The organism is Streptomyces sp. NBC_01450 (assembly GCF_036227505.1).
In the GTDB taxonomy this organism is placed as follows: domain Bacteria; phylum Actinomycetota; class Actinomycetes; order Streptomycetales; family Streptomycetaceae; genus Streptomyces.
Genome location: NZ_CP109480.1, coordinates 2,921,383 through 2,945,132, shown reverse-complemented (window position 1 = coordinate 2,945,132; position 23,750 = coordinate 2,921,383). Strand labels below are relative to the sequence as shown.

The window sequence follows — 23,750 nt, the reverse complement described above, 5'->3', positions numbered from 1 at the left end:
AGAGGACGGCAACCGCTGGTGACCAGCACCTCGCACCCCCACCTGGCGGAGCCGGACGGTCCGCGGTGGAAGACGCTCGCGTTCGCCGTCCCCTCGGGCCGGCGCCGGGTCGCCCCCGTCCGCTTCGGCCCCGAGTCCCGCCGCGATCCGCTGCTGCCCCAACTGATCCGCAACGGACTGCTCGACGACGAGGGGCACCAGTGCGTCCAGGTCCGCCTGAACGCCTCCGACGCGGCGAACCCGGCCGCGCGCGCCCTGCTCGACGCGGAGGCGGGCACCGCCCTGCAACTGCGCCGGGCGCTCGACGAAACGGAGTACGCGGCACTCTTCCCGAGGATCCTCGGCTACGAACTGGACGGGGCCGAGCCGTTCCTGCTGTACGCCGCGCCGCGCGGCGCCGCCATCGCGCGCACCCATGTGATGTCCGCGACCGACCAACGGGTCCTCACCCGTGACCTGATGCTCGCCCTGTGCCTGCTGGACAGCCAGGGTCTGGTGCTGCGCGGCATCTCGCCCGCCACCGTGCTCTGGGACGGCGCCTCGGTCCAGCTCTGGGGGCTGGAGGGAGCGGCCCGTACCGGACAGCCGAGGACCCGGTGGGGACGGGCACCCTACTGCTCACCGGAACAACGCCGGGGCGAGGGGCTCGTCGACTCCCGGGACGCGGTGTGGAGCGCCGCCCAGGTGCTCTACCAGCTGGTGACCGGCCGGCCCGGCCCCGGCGACCGGGCACCCACCGACCTCGGCGAACACCGGGTGCTCGCGGAGACGTTACGGGGCGCCTTCGCCCCGCTCGCGGCCGACCGGCCGACCCCCGCCCAACTGCTCGACCTGCTGGCGCCGGGGGCCGCCCGGCGCGTCACGCTCACCGTGCCCGCCGACGACACGCGCGCGCACCGGGAGGCGTTCGAGCAGGCGCTGCACCTCAAACGGCAGGCACCCGTCGCCCACCAGGGGTCCGGGACACCGGCCGGGCGCAGCAGCGACGGTCAGGTGCTGTGCCCGTACTGCCTGGAGAACATCCAGCTCGACCTCGGCTCGCTCTTCGTCACCGACAGCAGGATGCAGTACCAGCCGCTGGACGTCTCGACGATCGGCAACGCCCTGCGCCGCCAGGACGTCATGCGCGGCGCCGTCCAGAAGTGCACGGCGGACCGGGACTTCCCCGAGCACTTCATCCCGGTGCCCTACCTCACCTACGGCCGTCCGCTGACCGTCGCGATGGTCGGCCAGTCGTCCACCGGCAAGAGCCATCTGCTGACCCAGATGATCGCGGAGATCACCGACGGCGGCCTGGAGCCGTTCGGCCTGAAATGGCAGTCCGTCAACCCGGAGCAGCACGCGCGGTTCGTACGGGAACGGGTGCAGCCGCTGCGCAACGGCAAGGTCCTCGACCACACCGGCGCCCTCGGCCTGGACGGCTTCGCCCGCTTCGTGGAGTCCCTCCTCATCACCGACGCCCACGGGCAGGTACGTCCGGTCGCCTTCTTCGACCTCGGCGGCGAGGACCTCGTACGGACCGACGCCGCGCTGCGCTTCCTGCTCGGGATCGACGCCCTGATCTTCGTCGTCGACCCCGCGCTCGCTCTTCCGCTGCCACACCTGGACCACGCGAGGGAACGCTGGGGTGTCGAGGTGAACCGGGACGGCGACCTGGCCTTCGGCACCGTCCTGGACCGGCTGCCGAAGAACGGACCGTATCTGGACGTGGCCGCCGCGATGGTGCTCGGCAAGGCGGACCTCCTGCGCTTCCAGCCGCCCGTGGACCGGTGGCTCGGCCAGGCACCGGCCACCTCCCTCGACCCCGAACGGATGCGTGAGGAGAGCCGGGACGTGTACGGGCTGCTGCGCGGGCACGCGGGCCCGGCCTGGCTGCGCCCCTTCGACGCGATCCGCCGGTGCACCCTGCACGTCGCGTCGGCCACCGGTGGCCAGGAGGAGCAGGGCCGCTATCCGGCGGGGGCGGGTCCCCGGCGGGTGCTGGAGCCGCTGCTCGCGCTACTGGCGCTGCACGGGATGGTCGACGTGCCGGGCGGCGCCGAGGCGTTCGCCGTGGGCGAGGCACCCGCGTTCGAAGCGGTGCCGTCGGGGAGGGCCGGACGAACCGGGGGAGCGGTGGGAACTGTGAGGGAGACGAAGTGAGTGACTTCGGGGATCGGAGGAGTCCGGGCGCCCACGGGGAACAGGCCGGCGCGCACGGGCCGGGCGGTGGCGGCGCCGGGGGCTCGGTGCACCAGGTCGTCTTCCGGTGGGACGGCAACCAGGGCCGCCAGGGCACCGGCATGAAGGCCGTCGCTCACTCCTGCTCGGCCGAGCGCGCCGAGGAACTGGGCCGGGAGCTCGGCCCCTTGCTGTGGGTGTCCGGTACGTCACCCTCGCGGCCGAGCGTCGTACGCACCCTGTCCGGCGACGGTGCCGTCATGCTCGTCCAGCGCTGGCCCACCACCGACCGGGGCGGCCGGCCCAGCACGATCAGCCATGTCCTGATCGGTGACCCCGCGACCCTGAAGATCCGCCAGTGCCTCGGCCTCTCCTACGGCGGCTGGGGCAGCCGCGAGTCCGCGGAGAAGGCCTCCGGACGCCAGCGCGTGATCGAGTGCGAGCAGCTCGAGGCGCTGGCACGGAAGCGGCTCCAGACCATGGTGGAGCTGCTGCCGACGGTCAAGCACGCGTTGACCCTGGTCGCCGCGGAGTGGCTGCGCGATCCGGCGCAGCGGGTGTCGCTGCTCGCGGAGGAGAAGGGGCAGCCCGGCTGGCCGGACCAGGACGCCGTGCCGGTGGTGTATCTGGGGCTGTTCCTGCTCTTCGGGTCCTGGCTGGGCCACGAGTGGACGTTCGCCACCCACGACACGGTGGACACCCATCAACTGCGTCTGACGTGCGTCCCGCGCTGGGAGCCGGACGCGGGCGGGGCCGGTCCGCTGGCCCGGGTCATGGGCCGTAGGGTCACCCCCCGGTTCGAGCACAAGGCGGCGGCCCGACTGGTGGACCAGCTCCTCGCGCACCCCGAGGCCGGCCCCGGTGTGCCCCAGCTGGTCAAGGAGCTCGGCGGCGGCGCGGAGCTGGAGTGGGCGCGGCGGCGCGTCCTGCTGAACGAGATCCTCAGCACCGACCGCCGACCCGGCCCGCGCGCCGACGCGCCCGCGCCGCGCTCCGCGGAGCCGGGCCCGGTCCGGAAAGGGGGCGAGGACCGGGAGCGGGTCGAGGTGACGTCTCCGCCGCCCTCGAAGCCGTACGCGTATCCGGACCCGTACCTGGATCCGTATCCGGACTCGCATCCGAACTCCTACCCGGACCCGTACGCGAATCCGGGCCCGTACGCGGATCCGTATCCGGATTCTCATGTGGACCCGGCTCCCGCGGGTCCTGCTCCCGCGGGTCCTGGTTCGATGGCTCCTCCGCGGCCCCTCCATACGCCCGTCCACGGGGCGGTCGCGCCCGTCGGCGGCCTTCCGCCGGACGCCGACGAGGTGTACGGACTCCACGAGGACCTCCGTGGCCATCAGCGCGGGGACCACATGCGACGCAGTCTCCTGGTGGCGCGACTGCGCGGCCTGCCCGACGAGTCGCTCCTCGGCGAGCTGCGCTCCGGCGATCTGCCGACGGAGTCGGTGGAACTCCTGCTGGACGAGCTGGGGAACGCTCACCGCGTCCAGGGGCGCCGGCCGGAGATGCGGCACGAACTGTGCGCGGAGGTGCTCCACAACGGCCTGTACTTCACGCCGTACGGGCAGGCCCCGGAACCCGTTTCCCGGACGGCCATGGTCACCCGGGCGGCCGACCTCTTCACCTGGGCGGTCGCCCCGCTGGCCCGGGACGAACGCTATCTGCGCGATCTGCAGGAGCTGCTGCACCGTATGGCCCGGGACAGCCATCCCACCGGGGGCAACTGGCTCCGGCAGAGCATCGTCGCCCCGGCGGACGGCGGGGTCCCCGACCTGCCGCCGGTCCTGTGGCAGCAGCTCCTGCGCGACGTGCTCAGCCGGAGCGAGCGAGTCCCCTCCGCCTCCCAGTCGCCCTACACCGTCCCAGCGCCCGTGACGGCCCCGGACCCCTCCGCCGGCCCGCCGAGACCCCCCACCCTCATGGCCCGCCTCTCCGACCTGGCGAACAACCCCGGCTGCGTGATGGGAGCCGGCTTCGGCGTGATCGCCGTGCTCATCACCATCGTCCTGATCGCCTTGTGAACCCCAGGCATGTCCAGGCTAGGGCTTGTCCGGCGGATCATGCCGCAGACGCGGGGCTTGGCACGCACATCTGCGGCGTTGTCGTCACTCGCCGACGCTCCGCGTCGACTCCCTCCTCCGCCTTGCAGCTGCACGCACCAAGCCCCGCTCACCAGCGTCGATGAGGCGCCGCCTGTTTCCTGCGACTTGATCCGCCGGACAGGCCCTAGGGAAACGCCGCATCGTGCTCGCGTTCACATCCGTCGTGCTGGAGGTGCAGTCGACGGAGGTCCTGAAGGGCGGCGACGGGAAACGGGTGCTCGACCCACTTCGCCAGATAGCCGTCCTCACCGTGGAGCCGGAGCACCGATTGCGCGGCCTCCATGACGACGTGCCCGAGGAGGCCGCGGGTCTGCGTGGAGGTCCAGGAGCGTGTGCCTTCTCGGTCGGGCGCGTCGAGGCTCGTGGACATGTCGGGAAACCGGTAGATCGTGATGTCGACGTCCGAGCCCCTGCGTCGCAGGACCCACCTCACTTCGGCCGGTTCGAGGTCGAAGGAGAAGCGTTGGACGGCGAAGGTGCCGTAGAGACCCGCGACGCCATGGAGCAGGTCGGCCAGGGCATCGGTGCAGTAGCTGACGGTGTCCTGCCGCTCCGAAGAGCCGTCCGCGATGCGGCAGGTCGCCCAACCGGTGCCGCTCAGTTCCCAACCGAACCGGAGATCATTCGTCATCCCGCCCCTCCCGGTGATCGTCTCCGGAGACGGTACAGCGGAGGGATGCCACCGGTCGGGCTCGTGCCAGGCCCCGCGTCTGCGGCATGATCCGCCGGACAGGCCCTAGGCGGGTGGGCGCGTCCCCGGGTGATCACGGGTCACGGCTGGGCCGTGGCCGCTCAGGATCACCAGTGCTAGAAAGGTCACATGGCGAATCGTTTCGCCGCTTTTCGACGTCTTTCACTCAGGCCACTGGTCAGCAGGAGCCCGCGAAGCGTAGCCGGGCAGGTGTTCGTTCTTCAGGTGGCCCTGGTCGTGCTGCTCGTGGCCTGTGGTGTGTTGGCCCTCGCCCTGCAGTCGGAGCGGGACACCACCGCCGAGGCCAAGCGCCGCTCCGTGGCCACGGCGGAGACCTTCGCGCACTCTCCCGGGATCGTGGCGGCACTGGAGAGCCCCGAACCGTCCAAGATTCTCCAGCCGCTCACCGAGGCGGCCCGCAAGGCCGCAGGCGTCGACTTCATCGTGGTCATGAACACCAAGGGCATCCGCTACACCCACCCCCTGCCGGGCCTGATCGGAAAACGGTTCGTGGGCACCATCGGGCCGTCGCTGGCGGGGAAGGTCTACATGGAAAGCGTCCACGGCCCGCTCGGCCAGGAGGTACAGGCCACCGTCCCCGTCAAGGACGCCGGGGGCAAGGTGGTGGGCCTGGTGTCGGCGGGGCTGAAGGTCAAGAACGTGACCAATCAGGTGTACCGGCAACTACCGATCATCCTGGGCGCCGGGGCCGGGGCGCTCGTGGTGGCCACCGGTGGGACGGCACTGATGAGCAGACGGCTGCGACGGCAGACCCACAGCCTGGCCCCGGACGAGATGACCCGCATGTACGACCACCATGACACGGTGCTGCACTCCGTGCGCGAGGGAGTGCTCATCATCGCCGGCGACGGGCGGCTGCTGCTGGCGAACGACGAGGCCAGACGGCTGCTGGAGCTGCCCCCCGACGCCGAGGGACGACTGGTGTCGGAGCTGTCGAACCTCGACGCCGGGACGGTGGAGCTGCTCGTCTCCGGGCGTGAGGCCACCGACGAGGTGCACTTCTCCGGGGAGCGGCTGCTGGCCGTCAACCAGCGGCCCACGGGGCGCGACGGAGGCATCGAGGGAACGGTGGTGACGCTGCGCGACTCCACCGAGCTCCAGGCGGTCACCGGCAGGGCGGAGGTCGCACGGGAGCGGCTCAAGCTGCTGTACGACGCCGGACTCGGCGTCGGCACCACCCTGGACGTGCGGCGCACCGCCGACGAGCTGGCGCGGGTCGCCGTACCCCGCTTCGCCGATTTCGTCACCGTCGACCTGGCCGACGCCGTGCTGCACGGCGACGAGCCCGCCCCCACGGCGACCGGCATGCGACGCACCGCCGTGTTCGGCATCCGCAACGACCATCCGCTCTACGAAAAGGGCCGGCTGATCGACTTTCTGCCCTCCACGCCCCAGGCGCGCGGCTACGGCACGGGTCGCTCGGAACTGGTGACAGACCTGTCGACCGCCACGGGCTGGCACGCGCAGGACCCGGAGCGCACCAAGGCGATCATCGACTACGGCATCCACTCCCTCATCGCCGCGCCCATCCAGGCCCGCGGCGTCGTACTGGGCATGGCCAACTTCTGGCGCGACAAGCAGCACGAGCCCTTCGACGAGGAGGAGCTGTCACTGGCGGAGGAACTGGTGGCCCGTGCCGCGGTCAGCATCGACAACGCCCGCCGCTACACCCGCGAGCACGCGGTGGCGGTCACCCTCCAGCGCAGCCTGCTGCCGCGGGCCCTGCCCGAGCAGAGCGCCCTCGACGTCGGCTACCGCTACCTGCCCGCCCAGTCGGGCGTGAGCGGGGACTGGTTCGATGTGATTCCCCTGCCGGGCAGCCGGGTGGCGCTGGCCGTCGGCGACGTGGTCGGCCACGGGCTGCACGCCGCCGCCACGATGGGGCGGCTGCGGACCGCGGTGCACAACTTCGCCACCCTCGATCTACCCCCCGACGAGCTGCTGAGCCATCTGGACGACCTGGTCGGCCGGATCGACCAGGACGAACGGGACACGGATGGTGCCGCGGGCGTCGTGGGCGCCACCTGTCTGTACGCGATCTACGACCCCGTGACGCGCCGCTGCGTCATGGGACGTGCGGGGCACCTGGCGCCCGCGCTGGTCCATCCCGACGGAACAGTCACGTTCGTGGACGTGCCGACCGGGCCTCCCCTCGGCCTGGGCGGCCTGCCGTTCCAGACCGCCGAACTGGACATCGCGGAGGGCGCCCAGCTCGTCCTGTACACCGACGGCCTCATCGAGGACCGCAGACGCGACCTGGACGTGGGAATGGAACTGCTGCGCGACGCGCTGGCGGGGCACCCCGACCGGTCGCCCGAGGCGAGCTGCCAGGCCGTACTGGACGAACTGCTGCCCGGGCGCCCCAAGGACGACGTCGCCCTGCTCATCGCCCGCACCCGGGGGCTGCCGTCCGACCGGATCGCCGACTGGGACGTGCCGCTCGACCCGGCCGCCGTAGCCGGGATGCGCGACACCGTGTCCCGGAAGCTCGACGAGTGGGGCCTGTCCGAGCTCGGCTTCAGCATGGAGCTCATCCTGAGCGAGCTCATCACCAACGCGATCCGCTACGGCTCCGAGCCGATCCACGTACGGCTGATCCGCGACCGTACGCTCATCTGCGAGGTGTCCGACAGCAGCAGCACCTCACCGCATCTGCGCTACGCCGCGACCATGGACGAGGGAGGCCGGGGCCTGTTCCTGGTCTCGCAGATGGCCGAGCGCTGGGGCACCCGGTACACCCCCCAGGGCAAGGTGATCTGGGCCGAACAGGCCCTGCCACGAGTCACCGGCCGACCCGGCCCGGGAACGTAGCCGTCGGCTGAGACCGCGATCCCGCGCCCCGTGTCATCCGGATGCCGTAACGGAAACCGCATCACCCATCTGGCCGACCTGGCATGCCGTCGGCCACCCCGCCCGGAAGCCTAGGATCCGCCACTAGAGACAGGGACGTCGCCTACCCGTGTCTGACATCGGCGAGCCCACCTCATGACCGGAGGAGACGGGATGCTGCACCGCGCCGGCAGGACCTCCTGGAAGCGCTTTGCCGCCGTTCTCGTCCCGGGTGTCGTGGCCGCCGCGGCCCTCGGTATCGGCATGGCGCAAGGAGCGCTGGCCGCGTCGTTCCTCATCTCCGGCCAGAAGTTCCAGGTGGCCCTGGACACTCTGGACGTCCGTGGTCTGAGCATCTACGGCATGGTGGACGTGACCAGGAAGGGCGCCCTCGTACCGGTCGTGGTCACCGGCGCCAGCCGTGCGGAGATCAGCGGGCTGTGCCAGTCCGTGGTGGTCCCGATCCCGGTCCTGGGCCCGTACACACTGAGGGTCACCGGCGGCGAACGGCGCCGGGTCGAGGCGAGGAACTTGTTCCTCGACGCGACATCCCTGTCGAGCTCACAGGCGAATTTCGACGACCTCGACATCGGTGTGGCGGCGGGAGCGGTCAGCAAGGGCCCGATCAGTCGAGGGGACAGGAACTCCCGGTTCTTCGATCCCAACGGCTTTGCCCAGCAGGCGGATTCGGCCTCCCTGAGCGATGTGCACTTCACCACGGTCGCGGTCTCGGCCGCCACGTTCAACGTTCCGGACCTCGATGTGCGGCTCAGGCAAGGCCACCACGAGTGCTTCTGACCCATCGTTACGAAGCACGCCCCCTTCGCCCCCGCTCGCCGCGTACTCCCGCCCGCCGAACATCACGGAAAGTCCACGTGTTCTTCGAACTATTCGGCAGACGCCGGAACTTGCGTGACGCCGCCACCGACGCCCGACGAGGATTCAGAACCTGGCGGAACGAACGGCCCTTCTGGGCAGGCCTTTTCACCTTCGCGGCGAGCTTGCCCATCATCTACTTTCCGTACGCGCACTTGAAGTTCGGCGCCATCCCCCTGGCACTGTCGACCTCGGCCGGCGCGGGGTCGCTGATCATCGGGGTTCTGCTCGTGGCCCTGGCCATCTCCCTCTGGTTCCACCGGCAGGCGCGCGTATTCGCGGGAATCACGGTCATTCTGCTCGCCCTCATCTCGTTTCCCGTCGCCAATTTCGGGGGCCTCCTCCTCGGATTGATCTCCGGCCTGATCGGCGGATCCCTGGCCTGTGCCTGGATTCCTCCGACGACCATTCCCGCGGGTGAGGACCATGGTGGCGAGTGACGACCTGACCGGTTGTGCGGCAAGCGGGCCGGAGCCCGAGCCCTGCCGTCCGAGCAGTGCGGCGAAGAGCCGCTTTACCGGCCAACTGCTGTGTCCTCTCGTCTGGGTGCCGGCAGTGGCCGCCCTGTCGTTGGCCGTGCAGCACGCCACACCAGCGGCCTCGAACACGTTGCTCGCCCCTGGCGGCATCCGCACGTCCAAGGCACCGGCAGGTGCCGGCACGCCGGTCGACCGACTGCCGGCCCGTCCGGCGAACGTCCCCTGGGTGCTGCGTGCCGACAGACTCGTACTCCACGGCAGCACCTTCCGCGGCGTGGTCACCGTCCGGACCGCGGCCGGGTCCAAGCGGGTGCTGAAGTTCACCGCACGGTCGCTGGACTTCGGCGACCTCGACCTGACGGCGGGCCGCGGCCGCGCGGCGGTGCGTCTGCGGGCCAAGCCCGCGACCACATCCACGCTCAAGGGCAAGGACGTGGTGACCCTGTACGCCCAGAAGCTGTCCGGCACGCTCGTCGGACTGGGCGACGCTCCGCTCCCGGCGGACCGCCGCGTCACCGTCACACCCGACGCGCTGCCCACGTGGCTCTCCCACCCCGCGGTTCCCACCCGCACGATCACCTTCGAGAACGTGACCGTTTCACAGGTCGCCCAGCTCAGCGGCGACATGTCCATCGCCGGGCCGGCCCTCAGCGTCGCGGCCGGGTGACCAGCGCGAATCCGCTGCCTTCGGAATGCGGCGGCGGTTTCCAGAGACCCCGCCCCATCTCCCATGCCCGGGACCCGGCCTATCTCCCATGCCCGGGACCGTATGCCCGACGAGACACTTCAAGACTTCCCGCTCAAATCCGCACTCGTGCCATGTAGTTGGATTGTCGCAATTTCGAGACCTTTGGAAGTGTGTGACCATCCATCGACGGTGGGTAATCCTCGCTACCTCGGATTCGTGACCGCCTAGGGGGACACATGAACGACAACGGATACACGAGCCCGCCGGGATGGAGAGGCGGCGACGCCAACGCCGCCTATCTCGACAAGAACCTGAAGCACATCCCGGTGGAGACCTACCTCAACGACACGGTCCGCTGGCAGTTGCTGCTCCGGCTGATCGTCTCCGCCTTCCTCGCCTCGTTCCTGGCGTTCCTGCCGTTCTTCTTCTTCGGGCTCATCCTCCTCGCCGGAGGAAGTGCCAAGGGATTCGCCGCCATGATCGTGCTGGCGTACATCGCCTCGGGCGTCGTCTTCTGGGTGTCCCTGCTCGGGATGCGCCTGGTCGAACCGATCGCCGAATGGCAGGTCCTGCTGGCGGACCGGAGCGGATCTCTCGACTCGGCGTACGTCTCCATCGCGGGTACGCTCGCGCGTCGCTACATCCCCATCGGCCGCGCCGAACGAGTCATCGCCACCGGACTGGGCCGGGACCAGGTCCGCAGTCGCCTGGTGCTGACGGAGGGCAGTTGCCAGGCCTACGTCTCGGTCTTCTCCTACGGTACGAGCCTCTACCTGGGGTGGCAGATGTGGCGCTCGCGCCGCGGGTACGCCCTGATCGGCAGGTTCGTTGCGGACCTGATCGCGTCCATGCTGGGCCGCGTGAGCCCCGAGCGGATCATGATGCGCACCGAGGGCGTGCGGGCCATGCGGGAGGCGGTGCACGCGGCGTGCCGGGAGGGACTGGCCACGGCGGTGGACCAGGTCGTGGTGCCCATCACCTACGCCTTCCCACAAGGACTACTGCCTCCGGTGCAGGCGGACCATACGAGGTCCGCGCCGACGCCGGGCTTCAACTCCACCGGCGCCTGGGGCCCGCCCGCGGGGGGCACCCAGGCGGGCGGTGCGCAACCTTGGACTTGAGGCGCCCCGGCTCGCCGGCTCGCTCCGCCACGTGCGGTACGAGCCGGCGGCCGGTCATGGAGGGCCCGGGAGGGAAGAGCGGATGGCCGAAGCCGTTTCGGAGGGCGCGCGGGGCGTGCTGCTGCGCGGTGCCCCCAGTGGGGAGAGCTGGGCCTACGTCGCCTTCTCGCTGAGTCCCGTCCCGCTGCCCGGGGGCCTCTACCCGGAGTTCTCCGAAGCCCGGCGCAGAGCCGACCGGGTGGCCGCCGAGCGGACGTGGCTCGCGGCTCTCTGGACGGATCGCACCACCGCCCGCTGGGATCTGCGGTTCATCAGCGATCCGTCGAGCGGACGGATCGAGACCGTCGTCATCGCCCAGTTGTACGGCGCCGACCCGGCAGCCGCGGTCCGGGCCGCGCGGGACGCGCTTCCCAGCCTGGCGCGGTTCCCGGCGCATGTGACGGGAACCCGGATCGAGGACACCGCGGAGATCGCGCGTCTGCTCGCCCCGTTCGTACCGGGGTGGGGCGCGATCGCCGAGATCCGCAAACGCATCACCTGCCGAACACTGACCCGCCTCTGGGGAGTGGAACGCATCGCGACCGCGGTCTCCCGATTCGACGCCCATGACCCTTCCTGGGACCGGATTTGGACCCACCTGGCCGCGGAGCCGCGGCGGACGGTGGTCAGCGTGTGCCTCGAACCGTGCTCCGCTCCGCCCGGACTCGCCGAGGGCCTGACGATGAGAGCCCAGGCGTTCGGGACACTCGCGGTGCCGGGACCACCCGACCCCTTGTACGGGGGTCCCGTGCCGGGCGACCCCTTCGCCCAGGAGGCACACCGTCTGTACGACGCGGCCTCGCGACGTTACACCGGGCGGCTGCACCGGGCGCGCGTCTCGGTCGCCGTCGAGGGCGAGGCCCCGGTGTCCGACCTCCTGACCGGTCTCATCAGCCACAGCGTGGCGCCGACGAGCTCCGGAGCGGTCGTCGTGCGCCCGCAGGGCCGGCAGGAACACCAAGTGGCCTGCGGCAACCTGCTGGGCGTCAACCGGGACTGGCAGCGCGAGGCCTACTGGCAGGGAGTCCCCGCGTTCCTGCGGACACCGTCCGGGGGACAACTGTGGCTGAGCGATCCGGGCACGGTGACGGCCCTCGCCGATCTCGTGGACGCCGACGAGGCGGCCGCCGTCTTCCGTCTGCCCCACGAGGAGCCCGGCGAGCCCGAACTCTTCGCGCTGAAGCGACGAGCGCCGAGCACTCCCCGCAACGGAGCACCCGCGGGCAGCACCGACGGCGGCTGGACCGACTTCGGCCCCGGTGTCTGACCGCCGAATCCCGGTCCCGCGACGATCCGACCGACGAACAGGAGCCACTGGACATGCCCGAAGCACCCGCGTCCCAGGCGCCGGAGAACGCTCTGACCTTCACCTTCCCGGGGTCGCAGGCGCAAGCCGACGCCCTGAACCGGGACCTGACGGAGTGGATCAACGCCACCGACCAACTGGGCGGCAGGGCGATCCTGCGCACCGCGCCACCCGCCCCCGGCGAACAAGGCGACGTCGCCGTTGCCATGGACATCATGAACGCCTCCGCGGCGGTGATCGCCGCGGTCACCAACGCGTTCTTCCTCTGGCTGCAGCAACGGCGGCCGACCTACCGGCGGATCGAGTTCGAGGTGGAGCGGCCCGACGGCACCCGGATCAGTGGCGCGGTCGACGACGAGGACCAACTGCCCGCGGTCATGGCCCAACTGTCCGGGTTCGCCGTCGCCCCGCCCGGAGCGGATGAATGACCTGGGCCGTGTGGCGCCCCGCCCCCGGCGCCGCGTGCGCGCTGCTCGTCGGTACCGGTCGGCACGTCCGCCCCAGCTCTCTGTCCCGCATACCCCAGGCCGTGACCGCGGTCCGGGCCCTCGGGGCTGCCCTCAGCGGCGAAAAGGGGGTGTTCGACGTGCGGCGGACCACGGTGGTCGCGGAGCCCGCCGACACACGTCAGGTGCTGGACCCCCTGCGCCGTATGGTCCGGGAACCGGACGTCGACCTGCTGCTCTTCTCCTACTGCGGCCACGGACTGCTCGGTCGGGACGACCGTCTCTGCCTGGCGCTCACCCCCTCCAGCCAGTACGGCGGCGGGGGTGATCCGAGCCCGTCCCTGCCGTTCACCGAAGTCGCCAGTCTGATGCGGGAGTCGCCGGCGAGGCACAAGGTCGCGATCCTCGACTGCTGCTTCTCCGGCCGCGCCCTCGGCCCGGACGGCCACGGCATCCACCTGCTCACCGCGTGCGGCCGCACCCAGAAGGCCCTGTTCCCGCCCGAGGGAACACTGACCGGCTTCACCGGGGAACTGCTCAGGATCCTCGACGAGGGCATACCCGACGGGCCCCGCCATCTCGGCCTCTCCGCCCTCTACGACCGGCTGGCGGTGGTCCTGCCGACCACCCCGGCACCGCGGACGGGTATCTTCCCCACCGGATACCCCGCGCCCCACCAGCAGACCGTCGACGGCTCGGGCCACATCGCGCTGGCGGCCAACCCGGCTCACGGCACCCAGCGGACACCGGCGGGACTGCGTGCCCGAGGCGCCTTCGCCCAGCGGCTCAAGAAACTCACCGAGCCGTCACCCGACACCCCCGTGCCCGACCCGGCGAGCCTGCCGCAACTGGTCCACGTTCTGGCCGACCTGGCGAGGGACGCGGCCGAAGTCCTGGGCCCGCTCGAGGACTTCAGCATCGACGTCCGCCGCAACCACGCCGTCATGACCGGTGCCGCCGGATCCCCCGAGCAGGCCGCGGCCCTGCTGTCCGCTCTGGTCGACGCCCTCCGCGTGAAGTCGTCCAGCCACCGGGCCCTCCCCGGAGCGGAACGTGCCCTGGCCCACTGGAGCCGATGAGACGAGGCAACCTGGAAGTCGCGTGCGCGGGGCGGGAGTTCCGTGACCGGCCGTGGGCCCGGCCGCAATTCGCTTGACCTGGCCACGGGTCAACGCTGCACTGTGGCGGGACACCACGAGCCGTGGTGCCGGTATCCCGGGGAGGCAGCGGCAGTGATGGAGATCCGTCCCACGACCGACCAGGACCTTGACGTCTTCGTCGACACACTCCATGCCGCGTTCGGGCTCTTCCCGGACACCCCGGCCGAGGACGGCGGCGGGGTCTGGTGGGCGGCGTTCGAGATGGACCGCAACCTGCTCGCCGTCACGGCGGACGGACGGCCCGTCGGCACCGCCGGTGCGTACTCCTTCGAGCTCACCCTGCCCGGTGAGATCCCCACCCCGGTCAGCGGGGTGACCGCCGTCGGCGTCCTGCCCTCGCACCGACGCCAGGGCGTGCTCAGCGCGATGATGCGGCATCAGCTCGCGCAACTGCGGGCCCGAGGGGAGTTCCTCTCCGTGCTGCTGGCCTCCGAGGCCCTGATCTACCGCAGGTTCGGCTACGGACCGGCGACCTACACACGGCGGCTGAAGATTCCGCGCCACCAGGGCACCCTCGCCGTCCCCCGGGCGCGCGGAACGGCCGACGCCCCGCAGACCGGCTCGGACACCGGCACCGTCGAGCTGCTACGGCGTGCCGACTGCGGCGAGATCATGGAAGAGGTCTACGACCGGTACCGCCGCGCACAGCCCGGCGCGCTGTCCCGGCCGCACCGCTGGTGGGCCTTGCGCGCGGGGCAGCCCCCGATCTCTCCGGCGCCGCGCCACGTCGCCGTCCACCGGGACGTCGACGGCGTCCCGGACGGGTACGCCAGCTACTCCGTCGGCGAGTCCCGGACCTTGACGGTCGACGAGACCATCGCCACCGACGACGCCGCCCACACGGCCCTGGCCCGGTTCGTGCTGGGACACGACCTGGTCAATGAGGTCGTGTTCAAGCACGTCGCGCCCGACCACCCGCTGCGCTGGCAGCTCGCGGACTTCCGCGCCGCACAGGTGAACGACGACACCGACTGGCTCTGGGTGCGGCTGCTGGACGTCCCGCGTGCGCTGACCGCGCGCGGCTGGTTCATGGACGGCGAGCTCGTCCTCGACGTCGACGACCCGTTCCTCGGCGAGCACGGCCGCTACCTGCTGACCGTCCGGGACGGCAAGGCCGACTGCGTCCCGACGGACCGGGAGCCCGACCTGTCCCTGGGCGTGAGCGACCTGGGCTCGGTCTACCTCGGCGGCACCGCCCCGAGCACACTCGTACGTGCCGGACACATCCGGGCCCACCGCCCGGGTGCGGCCGCCCTCGCCGACGCCCTCTTCCGCGCCGAGCGCTCCCCGCACTGCCTGCACTGGTTCTGACCGGCGCCGCCACCGCGGCGCGTCACAGCGTCGCGGTCGTCCCCTCCCCGGACGCGCTGCCCGCGAGCCACTGGTCCCAACCCAGGTTGAAGGCGGCGTAGCCGTTGTCGGCCGGGGCCTTGGCACGGGGCGAGCCGGTGATGGTGACGGGGTCGCCCTGCTTGACCTGGCCGTAGAACCACTTGGCGTCCGACATGGACAGGTGGACGCAGCCGTGCGAGCCGCGGGCGCTGCCGCTGCCCGGATTCGGGTCACCGGTCGAGTAGTGCACGTACGTGCCGGACTGGGTCAGGTGGACGTCCCAGGGCAGCGTCAGGTCGTAGTAGTTGGGGCTGCCCTTTTCGCAGCTGATGCCAACGCTGCAGGAGGTCATGTGGACCTTCTCCTGCTTGTCGATGACGGCCATCGTGCCGTTCCACGTCGGATACTGGGCGCTGCCCGCGTTGATCGACAGGGTGCGCACCGCGCTGCCGTTTCGCGTCACCTTCATGGTGTGGCCGGTCACCGACACCTCTGCCCGCACGTCGTCACCGATCTTGAAGGTGTGCGTGTAGCTGTGCACGCCGTAGCGCCCGTTGCCGTTGCTGACGCCGTTCATGTCGGCGTCGATCTTCACTGTCGTGCCGGAGGGCCAGTACGTCTTCGGGCGCCAGTCGGCGCGCTTGTCGCCGAACCAGTGCCAGGCGCCGGCCACCGGCTGCGAGGCGCTCACCTTCATGTGCTTCTCCACCGTGGCCCGTGCCTTGGCCGCCACCGGGTTGGTGAAGATCACCGAGATCGGCATGGCCACGCCGACCGTGGTTCCCGTCTGCGGCGTGATCGTGTCCAGCAGCATCGGCGGGCCCGCGGGCTTCGTCGGTGACGGAGAGGCGCTCGCACTCGGCTTTCCCGACGCCTTCGCGTCGTCCCCGCTCGCCTTGTCACTGTTGCCCCCGCCGCAGGCACTCGCGCCCACCAGCATCACACCTGTGAGGAGTGCGATCCCTATGCTGCCCTTGCGCCGTCCCACGACCTGCCCCGCTCTCTCGCCCCTCGGCCCTGATGGGCCCGACTCCCTGTCAGACAGCGACGGGGTGGCCCACAGTTGCACGCGTCGCGTAAAGCGTGTCTCAAGACTCGGTGCGCGGTAATTCGATGGCGACGCGGCCCGTGTGCCTCTAAGGTTCGTTGTGTTCGAGCGGCGACCAGGGGTTGCCGCGGGTGACTTGACTTGACTTGGCTTGGCCGGGGAGGTGTGACCGATGGCTGTCTTTGAGATGGGCGCTGCCCGCATCCGGAAGTTCATCAAGTCCACCTCCGTGGCCTCCGGCTGACCTCTCTCTTCCCGCGCCAGTGCGCGCGGTGCCGGGGCCACCCTTGTGAAGGGTCACCCCTTGTCTTTCTCTTCCTTTCGGCTTCCTCCTGCGCATCCTCTCGCCCTGTACGGCTGGGATGGGGAATGGGAGGCCGAGTTCGCCCCGTACGCGGCGCAGGGGCTGCTGCCCGGCCGTGTCGTACGTGTCGACCGCGGGCAGTGCGATGTCGTCACTCCGGCAGGCGTCATCCGTGCCGACACCGAGTTCGTCGTGCCCCGTGACCCGATGAAGGTCGTGTGCACGGGTGACTGGGTCGCCGTCGACCCCGAAGGTGACGATCCGCGGTATGTGCGGACGTTGCTGCCCCGGCGCACCGCCTTCGTGCGGTCGACCTCGTCGAAGCGTTCCGAGGGCCAGGTGCTGGCCACCAACATCGATTACATCGTCATCTGTGTGTCGCTCGCGCTCGAACTCGACCTCGGGCGGATCGAGCGGTTCCTCGCGCTCGCGATGTCCAGTTCGACCGGTGAGGCACTGCTGCACACGTCGGCACTCTCCTGGGAGTCCGGCGCGCGGCCCCTGGTCGTCCTCACCAAGGCCGACCTCGTGCCGGACACGGCGACGCTCGGGCACCTCGTCCAGGACGTCGAGAGGGCGGCCCCCGGGGTGTCGGTGCTGCCGGTCAGTTCCAGCGCCGGGGAAGGCCTGGACGTACTCGCGGCGGTGCTGTCGGGTGGTACGTCCGTCCTCCTCGGACAGTCCGGCGCGGGCAAGTCGACCCTCGCCAACGTCCTGGTCGGCGAGGACGTGATGGACGTACGGGCCGCGCGTGACGTGGACGGCAAGGGCCGCCACACCACGACGACCCGCAACCTTCTCGTCCTCCCCGGCGGGGGCGTTCTCATCGACACGCCCGGACTGCGCGGGGTCGGCCTCTGGGACGCCGAGACCGGCGTCGGGCAGGTCTTCTCCGAGATCGAGGAACTCGCCGCCGACTGTCGCTTCCACGACTGCGCGCATGTCGCGGAGCCCGGCTGCGCGGTTCTCGCCGCCGTCGACTCCGGGGCCCTTCCCGAACGCCGCCTCGACAGCTACCGCAAGCTGCTGCGGGAGAACCAGCGGATCGTCGCCAAGACGGATGCGCGGGCACGGGCGGAGATCCGGCGGGAATGGAAGCGGAAGGGCGCGGAGGGGAGGGCCGCGATGGACGCCAAACGGGGTCGTTGGCACTGAGCCTGAGCGGAAACGGGGTCGTTGGCACTGAGCCTGCGCCGAAACGGGGTCCGGGGCTGCGCCCCGGCCCCCGGGCGGGTTCTTCGGCTGCGGGTGGGTGGGGGCTGGTCGCGCAGTTCCTCGCGCCCCCTGGGCGGGGCTGCGCCCCGGCTCCCGCTGGTCCGGGTTCGGGTTCGAGTGTCGTGTCTGAAAGCCGCCAGTCGTGGGGTGCGCGGCGGCGCAGACTGGTAGGTGTGATTGACGCGGAGACCAGGTATGAGGCGGTGCGGAGCAGGGACGCCCGGTTTGACGGGGAGTTCTTCTTCGCGGTGGAGACGACCGGGATCTACTGCCGGCCCAGCTGCCCGGCGGTGACGCCGAAGCGGCAGAACGTGCGGTTCTACACGACGGCCGCCGCGGCGCAGAGCTCGGGCTTCAGGGCCTGCCGCAGATGCCGACCGGACGCCGTACCCGGCTCCGCGGAGTGGAATGTGCGGGCCGACGTCGTAGGACGCGCCATGCGACTCATCGGGGACGGCGTGGTCGACCGGGAGGGGGTCGGAGGGCTCGCCGTACGGCTCGGGTACAGCGCCCGCCAGGTGCAGCGGCAGCTCACCGCGGAGGTCGGCGCGGGCCCCGTCGCCCTCGCCCGCGCCCAGCGCGCCCACACCGCCCGCGTCCTGCTCCAGACCACCGGCCTGCCGATCACGGAGATCGCCTTCGCGGCCGGGTTCGCCAGCGTCCGGCAGTTCAACGACACGATCCGCGCGGTGTACGCCTCGACACCGAGCGAACTGCGCGCGGCCGCCGTACCGAGGGGCGCGACCGGAGCCCGGCGCGCCGTCACCCCCACCGCCGGGATCCCGCTGCGTCTCGCCCATCGAGGCCCGTACCGGTCCACCGCCGTCTTCGACCTCCTCGCCCGCGAGGCGGTCTTGGGGGTGGAGGACATCGGCGGCCCCCCCGGCCGCCGTACGTACCGCCGCACCCTCCGCCTCCCCTACGGCACCGGAATCGTCGCGGTGGACGAACGCTCGCGCGGCTGGCTCGACGCGCGGCTCCACCTCACCGACCTGCGCGACCTCACCACCGCCGTCCAACGCCTGCGCCGGCTGTTCGACCTCGACGCCGATCCGTACGCGGTCGACGAGCGGCTGGGCGCCGATCCCCGGCTGGCCCCGCTGGTCGCCGCGCGCCCCGGCCTGCGGTCACCCGGTGCCGCCGATCCGGACGAGCTCGCCGTGCGCGCGCTGGTGGGGCGAGCGGAGGCCGAGCGGCTGGTGCGGCGGTACGGGAAGGCGCTGGACGCCCCGAGCGGCACGCTCACCCATGTGTTCCCGGAGCCGGCGGTCCTCGCGGAGGCCGAGCCGGACGGCCGCCTCGGCACGCTCACTGCCGCCCTCGCCGACGGCACCCTGCGGCTGGACGCGGGCGCGGAGCGCGATGAGGCGCAGGAGGCGCTGCTGGCGTTGCCGGGACTGGACGGCCGCACCGCCGCCGTCATCCGTACGCGCGCCCTTGGCGACCCCGATGTGGCGCCCCCGGGGGTGGATGTGCCGGACGCGTGGCGCCCGTGGCGGTCGTACGCCGTTCAACACCTCATGGTGGCAGGGGAGTTGGAGTGAAGCCCCGGCGGTCATGGTCGGTGACCCTGTCAAAGGCCGTCGGGGCTCCGGTCAGTCCTCCAGGCCCCAGCTGTGGATGCGCCGGGGATGGATACGGATCAGCTCCTGACTGAAGTGCGGCCCCAATTCGTGCGGGCCGGTGAGGAGTTCCGCCTCGCCGCGGATGTCGATGCCGCGCACCTTCCACGGCTGGTGGCTGACGATGTCGTCGACGACGAGCGCCACCTTCGGGTTCTTCCGCAGATTGCGCCACTTCTTCGTGGTGCCCATCGCGTAACCGCCGATCAGGATCGTCCCGTCGTCCTGCGGGAAGAAGCCGACGGGGTTCGCCTGCGGCTGCCCGTGGGCGTCGACGGTGGCCAGCCGTCCCAGCCGCTGTGTGGTGAGGTACGTGCGCTCCGCCTCGCTGAATCCGGTCATGGCAACAGCCAAACACGCCTGTGCACCGATCGCATCGGGTCCTGGTCCTAGGTCTCCTGTCCCGAAGTGGATGTCGGGCGGTGGACGTCGGACGGTGGATGCCGAACGGCCGAAGCGGTCGCGATCTGCGGTCCTACGAATCGTTGTTGTGGGTGAGGCGAGGCGGCCAACGGTGTGACCTTTCGTTGACCGGGCCGGGGGCAGGGAAGCGATCCCGCATGACCCGGTTGACCCGCATGGCCCGCGTGATCAAGGCTCGTCATCTCTTCACCGCCCTGGTGACCGTTCTGGCGCTCGTCCCGCCGGCCGCGAGCGCCGATGCGGGGTCCACCCTCCTCACCGGCCACGGCCACGACGGCGGGGCCCAGTGGACAGGCACCTGGGAGACCGCCCCCTCCGGAACCGCCCCCGCCCTGCCCGGCGCCTCGATCCGCAACGTCGTGCACACCAGCGTCGGCGGCAGCGCCGCCCGTGTCCGCGTCTCCAACCGGCTCGGCACCGCACCCCTCCAACTGGACGCCGTCACGGTCGCGTTGCAGGAATGGGGCAGACCCACGAGCCCGAACGCCGCCCCGGGGTCGCTGCGCGTCGCCACGTTCGCCGGCCGCCGATCCGTGACGATCCCGGTGGGGCAGGACATGGTCAGTGACCCCGTCGACCTCCCGATCCCCGCCGACGCCAACCTCCTGGTCTCCGTCCACACTCCGGCCGACTCGGGCCCGGCGACCTACCACCGCTCCGCGTTCCAGGCCAACTTCCTTGCCCGGCAGGGAAACCGGACCGCCGACGAGCCCGGCACCGCGTACACCGTCACCCTCGGCAACTGGTACTACGTGACCGGTGTCGACGTGCTCGACGCCCCCGCCGCGGGCAGCGTGGTCGCGTTCGGGGACTCCCTCACCGACGGCACCGGCTCGACGTCCAGCGCCAACCGCCGCTGGCCCGACCTGCTCGCCGCCCGTCTCCGCACGCTCCCCGCGCACCTTCGGCTCGGTGTCCTCAACGCGGGGATCTCCGGAAACCGCCTCCTGCTGGAGGCCGGCGGCGGCCCGAGCGCCCTGGCCCGCCTCGACGCCGACGCGCTCTCCCGCGCCGGGGTGCGCACGATGATCGTGCTGGAGGGCATCAACGACATCAAGGGCACGCCCGAGCAGAGGGATCCGCTCGCCATCGAGGACGCGTACCGCCGGATCGTGGCGCGCGCCCACGCCCGCGGGATCCGGGTCGTCGGCGCCACGATCACCCCGTACGGCGGATACGGCGCCTATACGGAGTCCCGCGAGGCGGTCCGGCTGACGGTCAACGCCTTCATCCGCAACGGCGCCCTCTTCGACGCGGTCGTGGACTTCGACGCCGTCGTCCGCGACCCGGCCGACCCGCACCGCATCCGCCCCGCCTACGACCCCGGTGACCACCTCCACTTCAACGACACGGGGATGCGGGCGCTGGCCGACGGCATCGACCTGGGCACGCTCCTCGGCTAGGGCCTGTCCGGCATGATCCGCCGGACAGGCCCTAGGCGGGCAGACCCCACCGGGGAGCGTCCGCGTTCGGCCGTACCGGCGCGATGGTCAGGTCCGGGCGCTCGCCCCTCGCCGTGATCAGCACCGACTCGTCTTCGCGCAGGGCGACTTGGATCGTCCCGTCGCTGACGGCCCGGTACCGCAGCGGCCGGCCCCGCCCGTCCCGTACGTCGATCGCGCCCGCGATGCCGTGCCGTACGACGCAGGGCGCGCCCGCCTCGCTGACCAGCCGCACCCAGCGGGTCACCCCGCCCCCGCGCACCGCGCTGAGCAGAAAGGCGCCCTGGGTGCGGAAGTCGTGGACCGTCAGGTCCGCCCAGGCCGCGGGCAGGGCGGGGAAGACCCGGACGACGCCGCCCCAGGACTGGCAGACCATGTCGTGCAGGGACTGGGCGGCCGACAGCGGGGTCTCGATGACCGGGCCCGACTCCTTGTACATGGTGTTGGGCTGGATGAAGCGGGTCATGAGCTGGCCGAGGTACGTGAGGGCGTCCTCGCCCTTGCCGAGCAGCGCGGACATCGACGCGGCGCCCGTGAAGGTGTAGCCCTGAAGGGCCCCCTCGAAGCCCACCCAGTGCGCCAACGACTTCTCGATCAGAGCGAGTTCGTCGGGCGTGCGGCCGGTCAGCTCGTACAGCGGGTACACCGCGAGCAGATGCGAGTAGTGCCGGTGCGACTTCGCGAAGGGGATGTCCGCGCCGATCATGAAGCCGTTGGCGTCTGTCGGGTACGGCGCCCGCTGGGCCAGCACCTCGCGCCAGCGCGGCGCCAACGCGTCCTTGATGCCCAGGAGTTCGGCCGACTCCAGCAGGGTGCGGCAGCCCCAGGTCAGCAGCATCAGGTCGTAGTTGCAGTCGCGCGAGTTGCCGCCGTACTCGGGGGAGAAGGTGGCGGGCAGGTGCAACTTGCCGTCCGCGCCCGGCTCCAGGAAGTGCAGGTAGTAGTTGATCGCCTTGCGCAGCAGGGGGAAGAGGACGTCCCGCAGGATCGACTCGTCCATGGTGTGGCGGTAGCTGAGCCAGACGTTGTGCAGGGCCCAGGTGAGGTTGCCGACCTCGGGAGTGGGCGGGTCCTGGCCGGGGATGCCGACGCCGTATCCGGTGAGGGTGCCCGCCGCGCCGTTGACGAGGTGCGGGTCCGTGGTGCGTGGGATGCCGAGCGAGTCGGCGCGGTAGCGGTCCGACACCTCCTTCGACAGGTTGCCCCGGAACTCGCTCAACGCCCTGGTCACGGCGTCGAGTTCGAGGTGGTTCGAGCCGTGGATCAGCCAGTACTCCAGCTGGACGTTCAGGTTCCACCAGGTGTTGGGCCAAGGTGTGGACTCCAGCCAGGGGCCGCTGGTCGCCATCACGGGCGCGTCCCGGCGGGCCGCCGACGCCGTCTTGTAGAGCTGGATCCAGTAGAAGCGCTGGATCCGCGCGTCGGGGAGGGAGAGGAAGCTCTTGCGGTAGTAGGCGTGCCACCAGGCGCGATGGGTTCCCGCCAGCCGGTCGTACGGCAGCGCCGACGCCCCGCGTACGGTGGTGAGCGCCCGGCCGAGCGCCGTGGACTTCGGGTACGAGTGCGCGACATGCACGTACAGGCACCGTGTTCCGCCCCGCGTCCGCTCCCGCCACGCGGTCACGTGCTGTCCGCCCGACAGCAGGGGCTGTACGGCGGTGGAGACGCCGTCGTGCTCGGCGACCTCGGCGGGCGGGTTGCCCTGGTAGCCGTCCGGGAGGGGCTTGAAATCGGCGCGCGGGCTGATCGCGTCCGCCGGGTGGAAGACCCAGCGGAAGTCGCGCTCGCCCTCGCTGGGGGTCACCTCGACGGCGAGGACCGAGCGGGAGTTGTGCACCAGGGCGCGGAGCGTGAGCGTGCCCTTGTCGGTGGTGAGCGTGCCGGTCAGCTCGGCGTCGCGCAGCCCGAGCCGCCAGTCCAGGCCCGTGATCGCGCCCACCGGCTCCAGCGTGAACCAGCCGATGGGCAGGCGGGCGAGGCCGAAGAGGGAGCCGAACTCGGGACGGTGGTCCTGCACCTCCGAGTGCTGGACGTTGAAGCGCACCGCCTTGGTCTCCGCGCCCGGTTCGGCGTAGATACCGGAGCCGAGGAAGCCGTTGCCGAGGTACGGGCCCTCGTACCAGGTCTTCGGCATCCGCTGCCAGACCAGATCGGCGTCGTCGAGAACGGTGCGCCAGGGGTCGGAGTCGGAGGTGTCGGCGTGATCGGCCGCCCGGGCCTGGGCGGGCATGCCTCCGGCGAGCAGGGCGCCGCCGACGGCGGATCCGGTGGCGAGGACGGTACGTCTGGACGGGCTGGGCATGCGGGTGCCTCCAGGCGGCTCGAGCGACTGCATTTCAGGCGATTCATCGGAGCTATCCCGCGATGCAACGTAGAGAAGTGACTTCAGCTCGTCAATATGAAGAGAGAGATCCGATGTGTTGGTTCCGTTGACGGTGCT

The 23,750-nt window shown here is 71.2% G+C and carries 18 protein-coding genes; 14 read left to right on the top strand and 4 right to left on the bottom strand.

Annotation, left to right across the window (positions count from 1 at the left end):
• Positions 1-18 precede the first annotated feature (18 nt).
• Positions 19-2,142: a hypothetical protein gene (locus OG568_RS13370; protein ID WP_329531668.1), complete on the top strand. Its 2,124-nt coding sequence runs from the start codon at positions 19-21 to the stop codon at positions 2,140-2,142.
• Positions 2,139-4,187, top strand: a complete 2,049-nt coding sequence (locus tag OG568_RS13365) for a hypothetical protein (RefSeq protein WP_329531667.1) — start codon at positions 2,139-2,141, stop codon at positions 4,185-4,187. Before OG568_RS13370 ends, OG568_RS13365 begins: the two co-directional genes overlap by 4 nt.
• 205 nt (positions 4,188-4,392) lie before the next feature.
• On the opposite strand, the gene OG568_RS13360 is transcribed toward OG568_RS13365, so the two are convergent.
• Entirely contained in the window at positions 4,393-4,899 is a 507-nt protein-coding gene (locus OG568_RS13360; RefSeq protein ID WP_329531666.1) for a hypothetical protein, read from the bottom strand.
• A gap of 189 nt (positions 4,900-5,088) precedes the next feature.
• Between OG568_RS13360 and OG568_RS13355 the strand changes: the two genes are divergently transcribed.
• The 9 genes from OG568_RS13355 (at position 5,089) to OG568_RS13315 (ending at position 15,235) form a co-directional block, all read left to right on the top strand.
• Positions 5,089-7,791: a SpoIIE family protein phosphatase gene (locus OG568_RS13355; protein ID WP_329531665.1), complete on the top strand. Its 2,703-nt coding sequence runs from the start codon at positions 5,089-5,091 to the stop codon at positions 7,789-7,791.
• 192 nt (positions 7,792-7,983) lie between these two features.
• Positions 7,984-8,607, top strand: coding sequence for a DUF6230 family protein (locus tag OG568_RS13350; protein WP_329531664.1), 624 nt, complete (start codon positions 7,984-7,986; stop codon positions 8,605-8,607).
• Positions 8,608-8,717: 110 nt separating this feature from the next.
• Complete coding sequence (locus OG568_RS13345; protein WP_443077634.1) at positions 8,718-9,125, top strand: DUF6114 domain-containing protein; 408 nt, start codon at positions 8,718-8,720, stop codon at positions 9,123-9,125.
• A gap of 106 nt (positions 9,126-9,231) precedes the next feature.
• Positions 9,232-9,831 carry a hypothetical protein gene (locus OG568_RS13340; RefSeq protein ID WP_329531663.1) on the top strand — a complete coding sequence of 200 codons (600 nt, stop codon included), beginning with the start codon at positions 9,232-9,234 and terminating at the stop codon, positions 9,829-9,831.
• Between the two features lie 257 nt (positions 9,832-10,088).
• A complete protein-coding gene (locus OG568_RS13335) occupies positions 10,089-10,973 on the top strand; it encodes a hypothetical protein (protein WP_329531662.1) in 885 nt (294 codons plus the stop codon).
• 82 nt (positions 10,974-11,055) lie between these two features.
• Positions 11,056-12,279 (top strand): hypothetical protein, encoded by a 1,224-nt coding sequence (locus tag OG568_RS13330; RefSeq protein ID WP_329531661.1) that lies wholly within the window; start codon positions 11,056-11,058, stop codon positions 12,277-12,279.
• 53 nt (positions 12,280-12,332) lie between these two features.
• Positions 12,333-12,746 carry an effector-associated constant component EACC1 gene (locus OG568_RS13325; protein ID WP_329531660.1) on the top strand — a complete coding sequence of 138 codons (414 nt, stop codon included), beginning with the start codon at positions 12,333-12,335 and terminating at the stop codon, positions 12,744-12,746.
• Positions 12,743-13,843: a caspase, EACC1-associated type gene (locus tag OG568_RS13320; RefSeq protein ID WP_329531659.1), complete on the top strand. Its 1,101-nt coding sequence runs from the start codon at positions 12,743-12,745 to the stop codon at positions 13,841-13,843. The genes OG568_RS13325 and OG568_RS13320 overlap by 4 nt, the downstream gene beginning before the upstream one ends.
• A 156-nt stretch (positions 13,844-13,999) precedes the next feature.
• A complete protein-coding gene (locus tag OG568_RS13315) occupies positions 14,000-15,235 on the top strand; it encodes a GNAT family N-acetyltransferase (RefSeq protein ID WP_329531658.1) in 1,236 nt (411 codons plus the stop codon).
• Between the two features lie 22 nt (positions 15,236-15,257).
• Here OG568_RS13315 and OG568_RS13310 read toward each other — a convergent pair whose 3' ends face one another.
• A complete protein-coding gene (locus OG568_RS13310; protein WP_329536348.1) occupies positions 15,258-16,196 on the bottom strand; it encodes a L,D-transpeptidase in 939 nt (312 codons plus the stop codon).
• 412 nt (positions 16,197-16,608) lie between these two features.
• On the opposite strand from OG568_RS13310, the gene rsgA reads away from it, so the two are divergent.
• Together rsgA and OG568_RS13300 are read left to right on the top strand one after the other, a co-directional pair.
• Entirely contained in the window at positions 16,609-17,763 is a 1,155-nt protein-coding gene (gene rsgA, locus OG568_RS13305; protein WP_329531657.1) for a ribosome small subunit-dependent GTPase A, read from the top strand.
• 236 nt (positions 17,764-17,999) lie between these two features.
• Positions 18,000-19,367 carry a bifunctional transcriptional activator/DNA repair enzyme AdaA gene (locus OG568_RS13300; protein WP_329536347.1) on the top strand — a complete coding sequence of 456 codons (1,368 nt, stop codon included), beginning with the start codon at positions 18,000-18,002 and terminating at the stop codon, positions 19,365-19,367.
• Between the two features lie 51 nt (positions 19,368-19,418).
• On the opposite strand, the gene OG568_RS13295 is transcribed toward OG568_RS13300, so the two are convergent.
• Positions 19,419-19,787: a PPOX class F420-dependent oxidoreductase gene (locus tag OG568_RS13295; protein ID WP_266429302.1), complete on the bottom strand. Its 369-nt coding sequence runs from the start codon at positions 19,785-19,787 to the stop codon at positions 19,419-19,421.
• A 218-nt stretch (positions 19,788-20,005) separates the two neighbouring features.
• Here OG568_RS13295 and OG568_RS13290 point away from each other — a divergent pair, with 218 nt between their 5' ends.
• Positions 20,006-21,271 (top strand): SGNH/GDSL hydrolase family protein, encoded by a 1,266-nt coding sequence (locus OG568_RS13290; RefSeq protein WP_329531656.1) that lies wholly within the window; start codon positions 20,006-20,008, stop codon positions 21,269-21,271.
• 31 nt (positions 21,272-21,302) lie between these two features.
• On the opposite strand, the gene OG568_RS13285 is transcribed toward OG568_RS13290, so the two are convergent.
• Positions 21,303-23,612: a glycosyl hydrolase family 95 catalytic domain-containing protein gene (locus OG568_RS13285; protein ID WP_329531655.1), complete on the bottom strand. Its 2,310-nt coding sequence runs from the start codon at positions 23,610-23,612 to the stop codon at positions 21,303-21,305.
• Positions 23,613-23,750 lie beyond the last annotated feature (138 nt).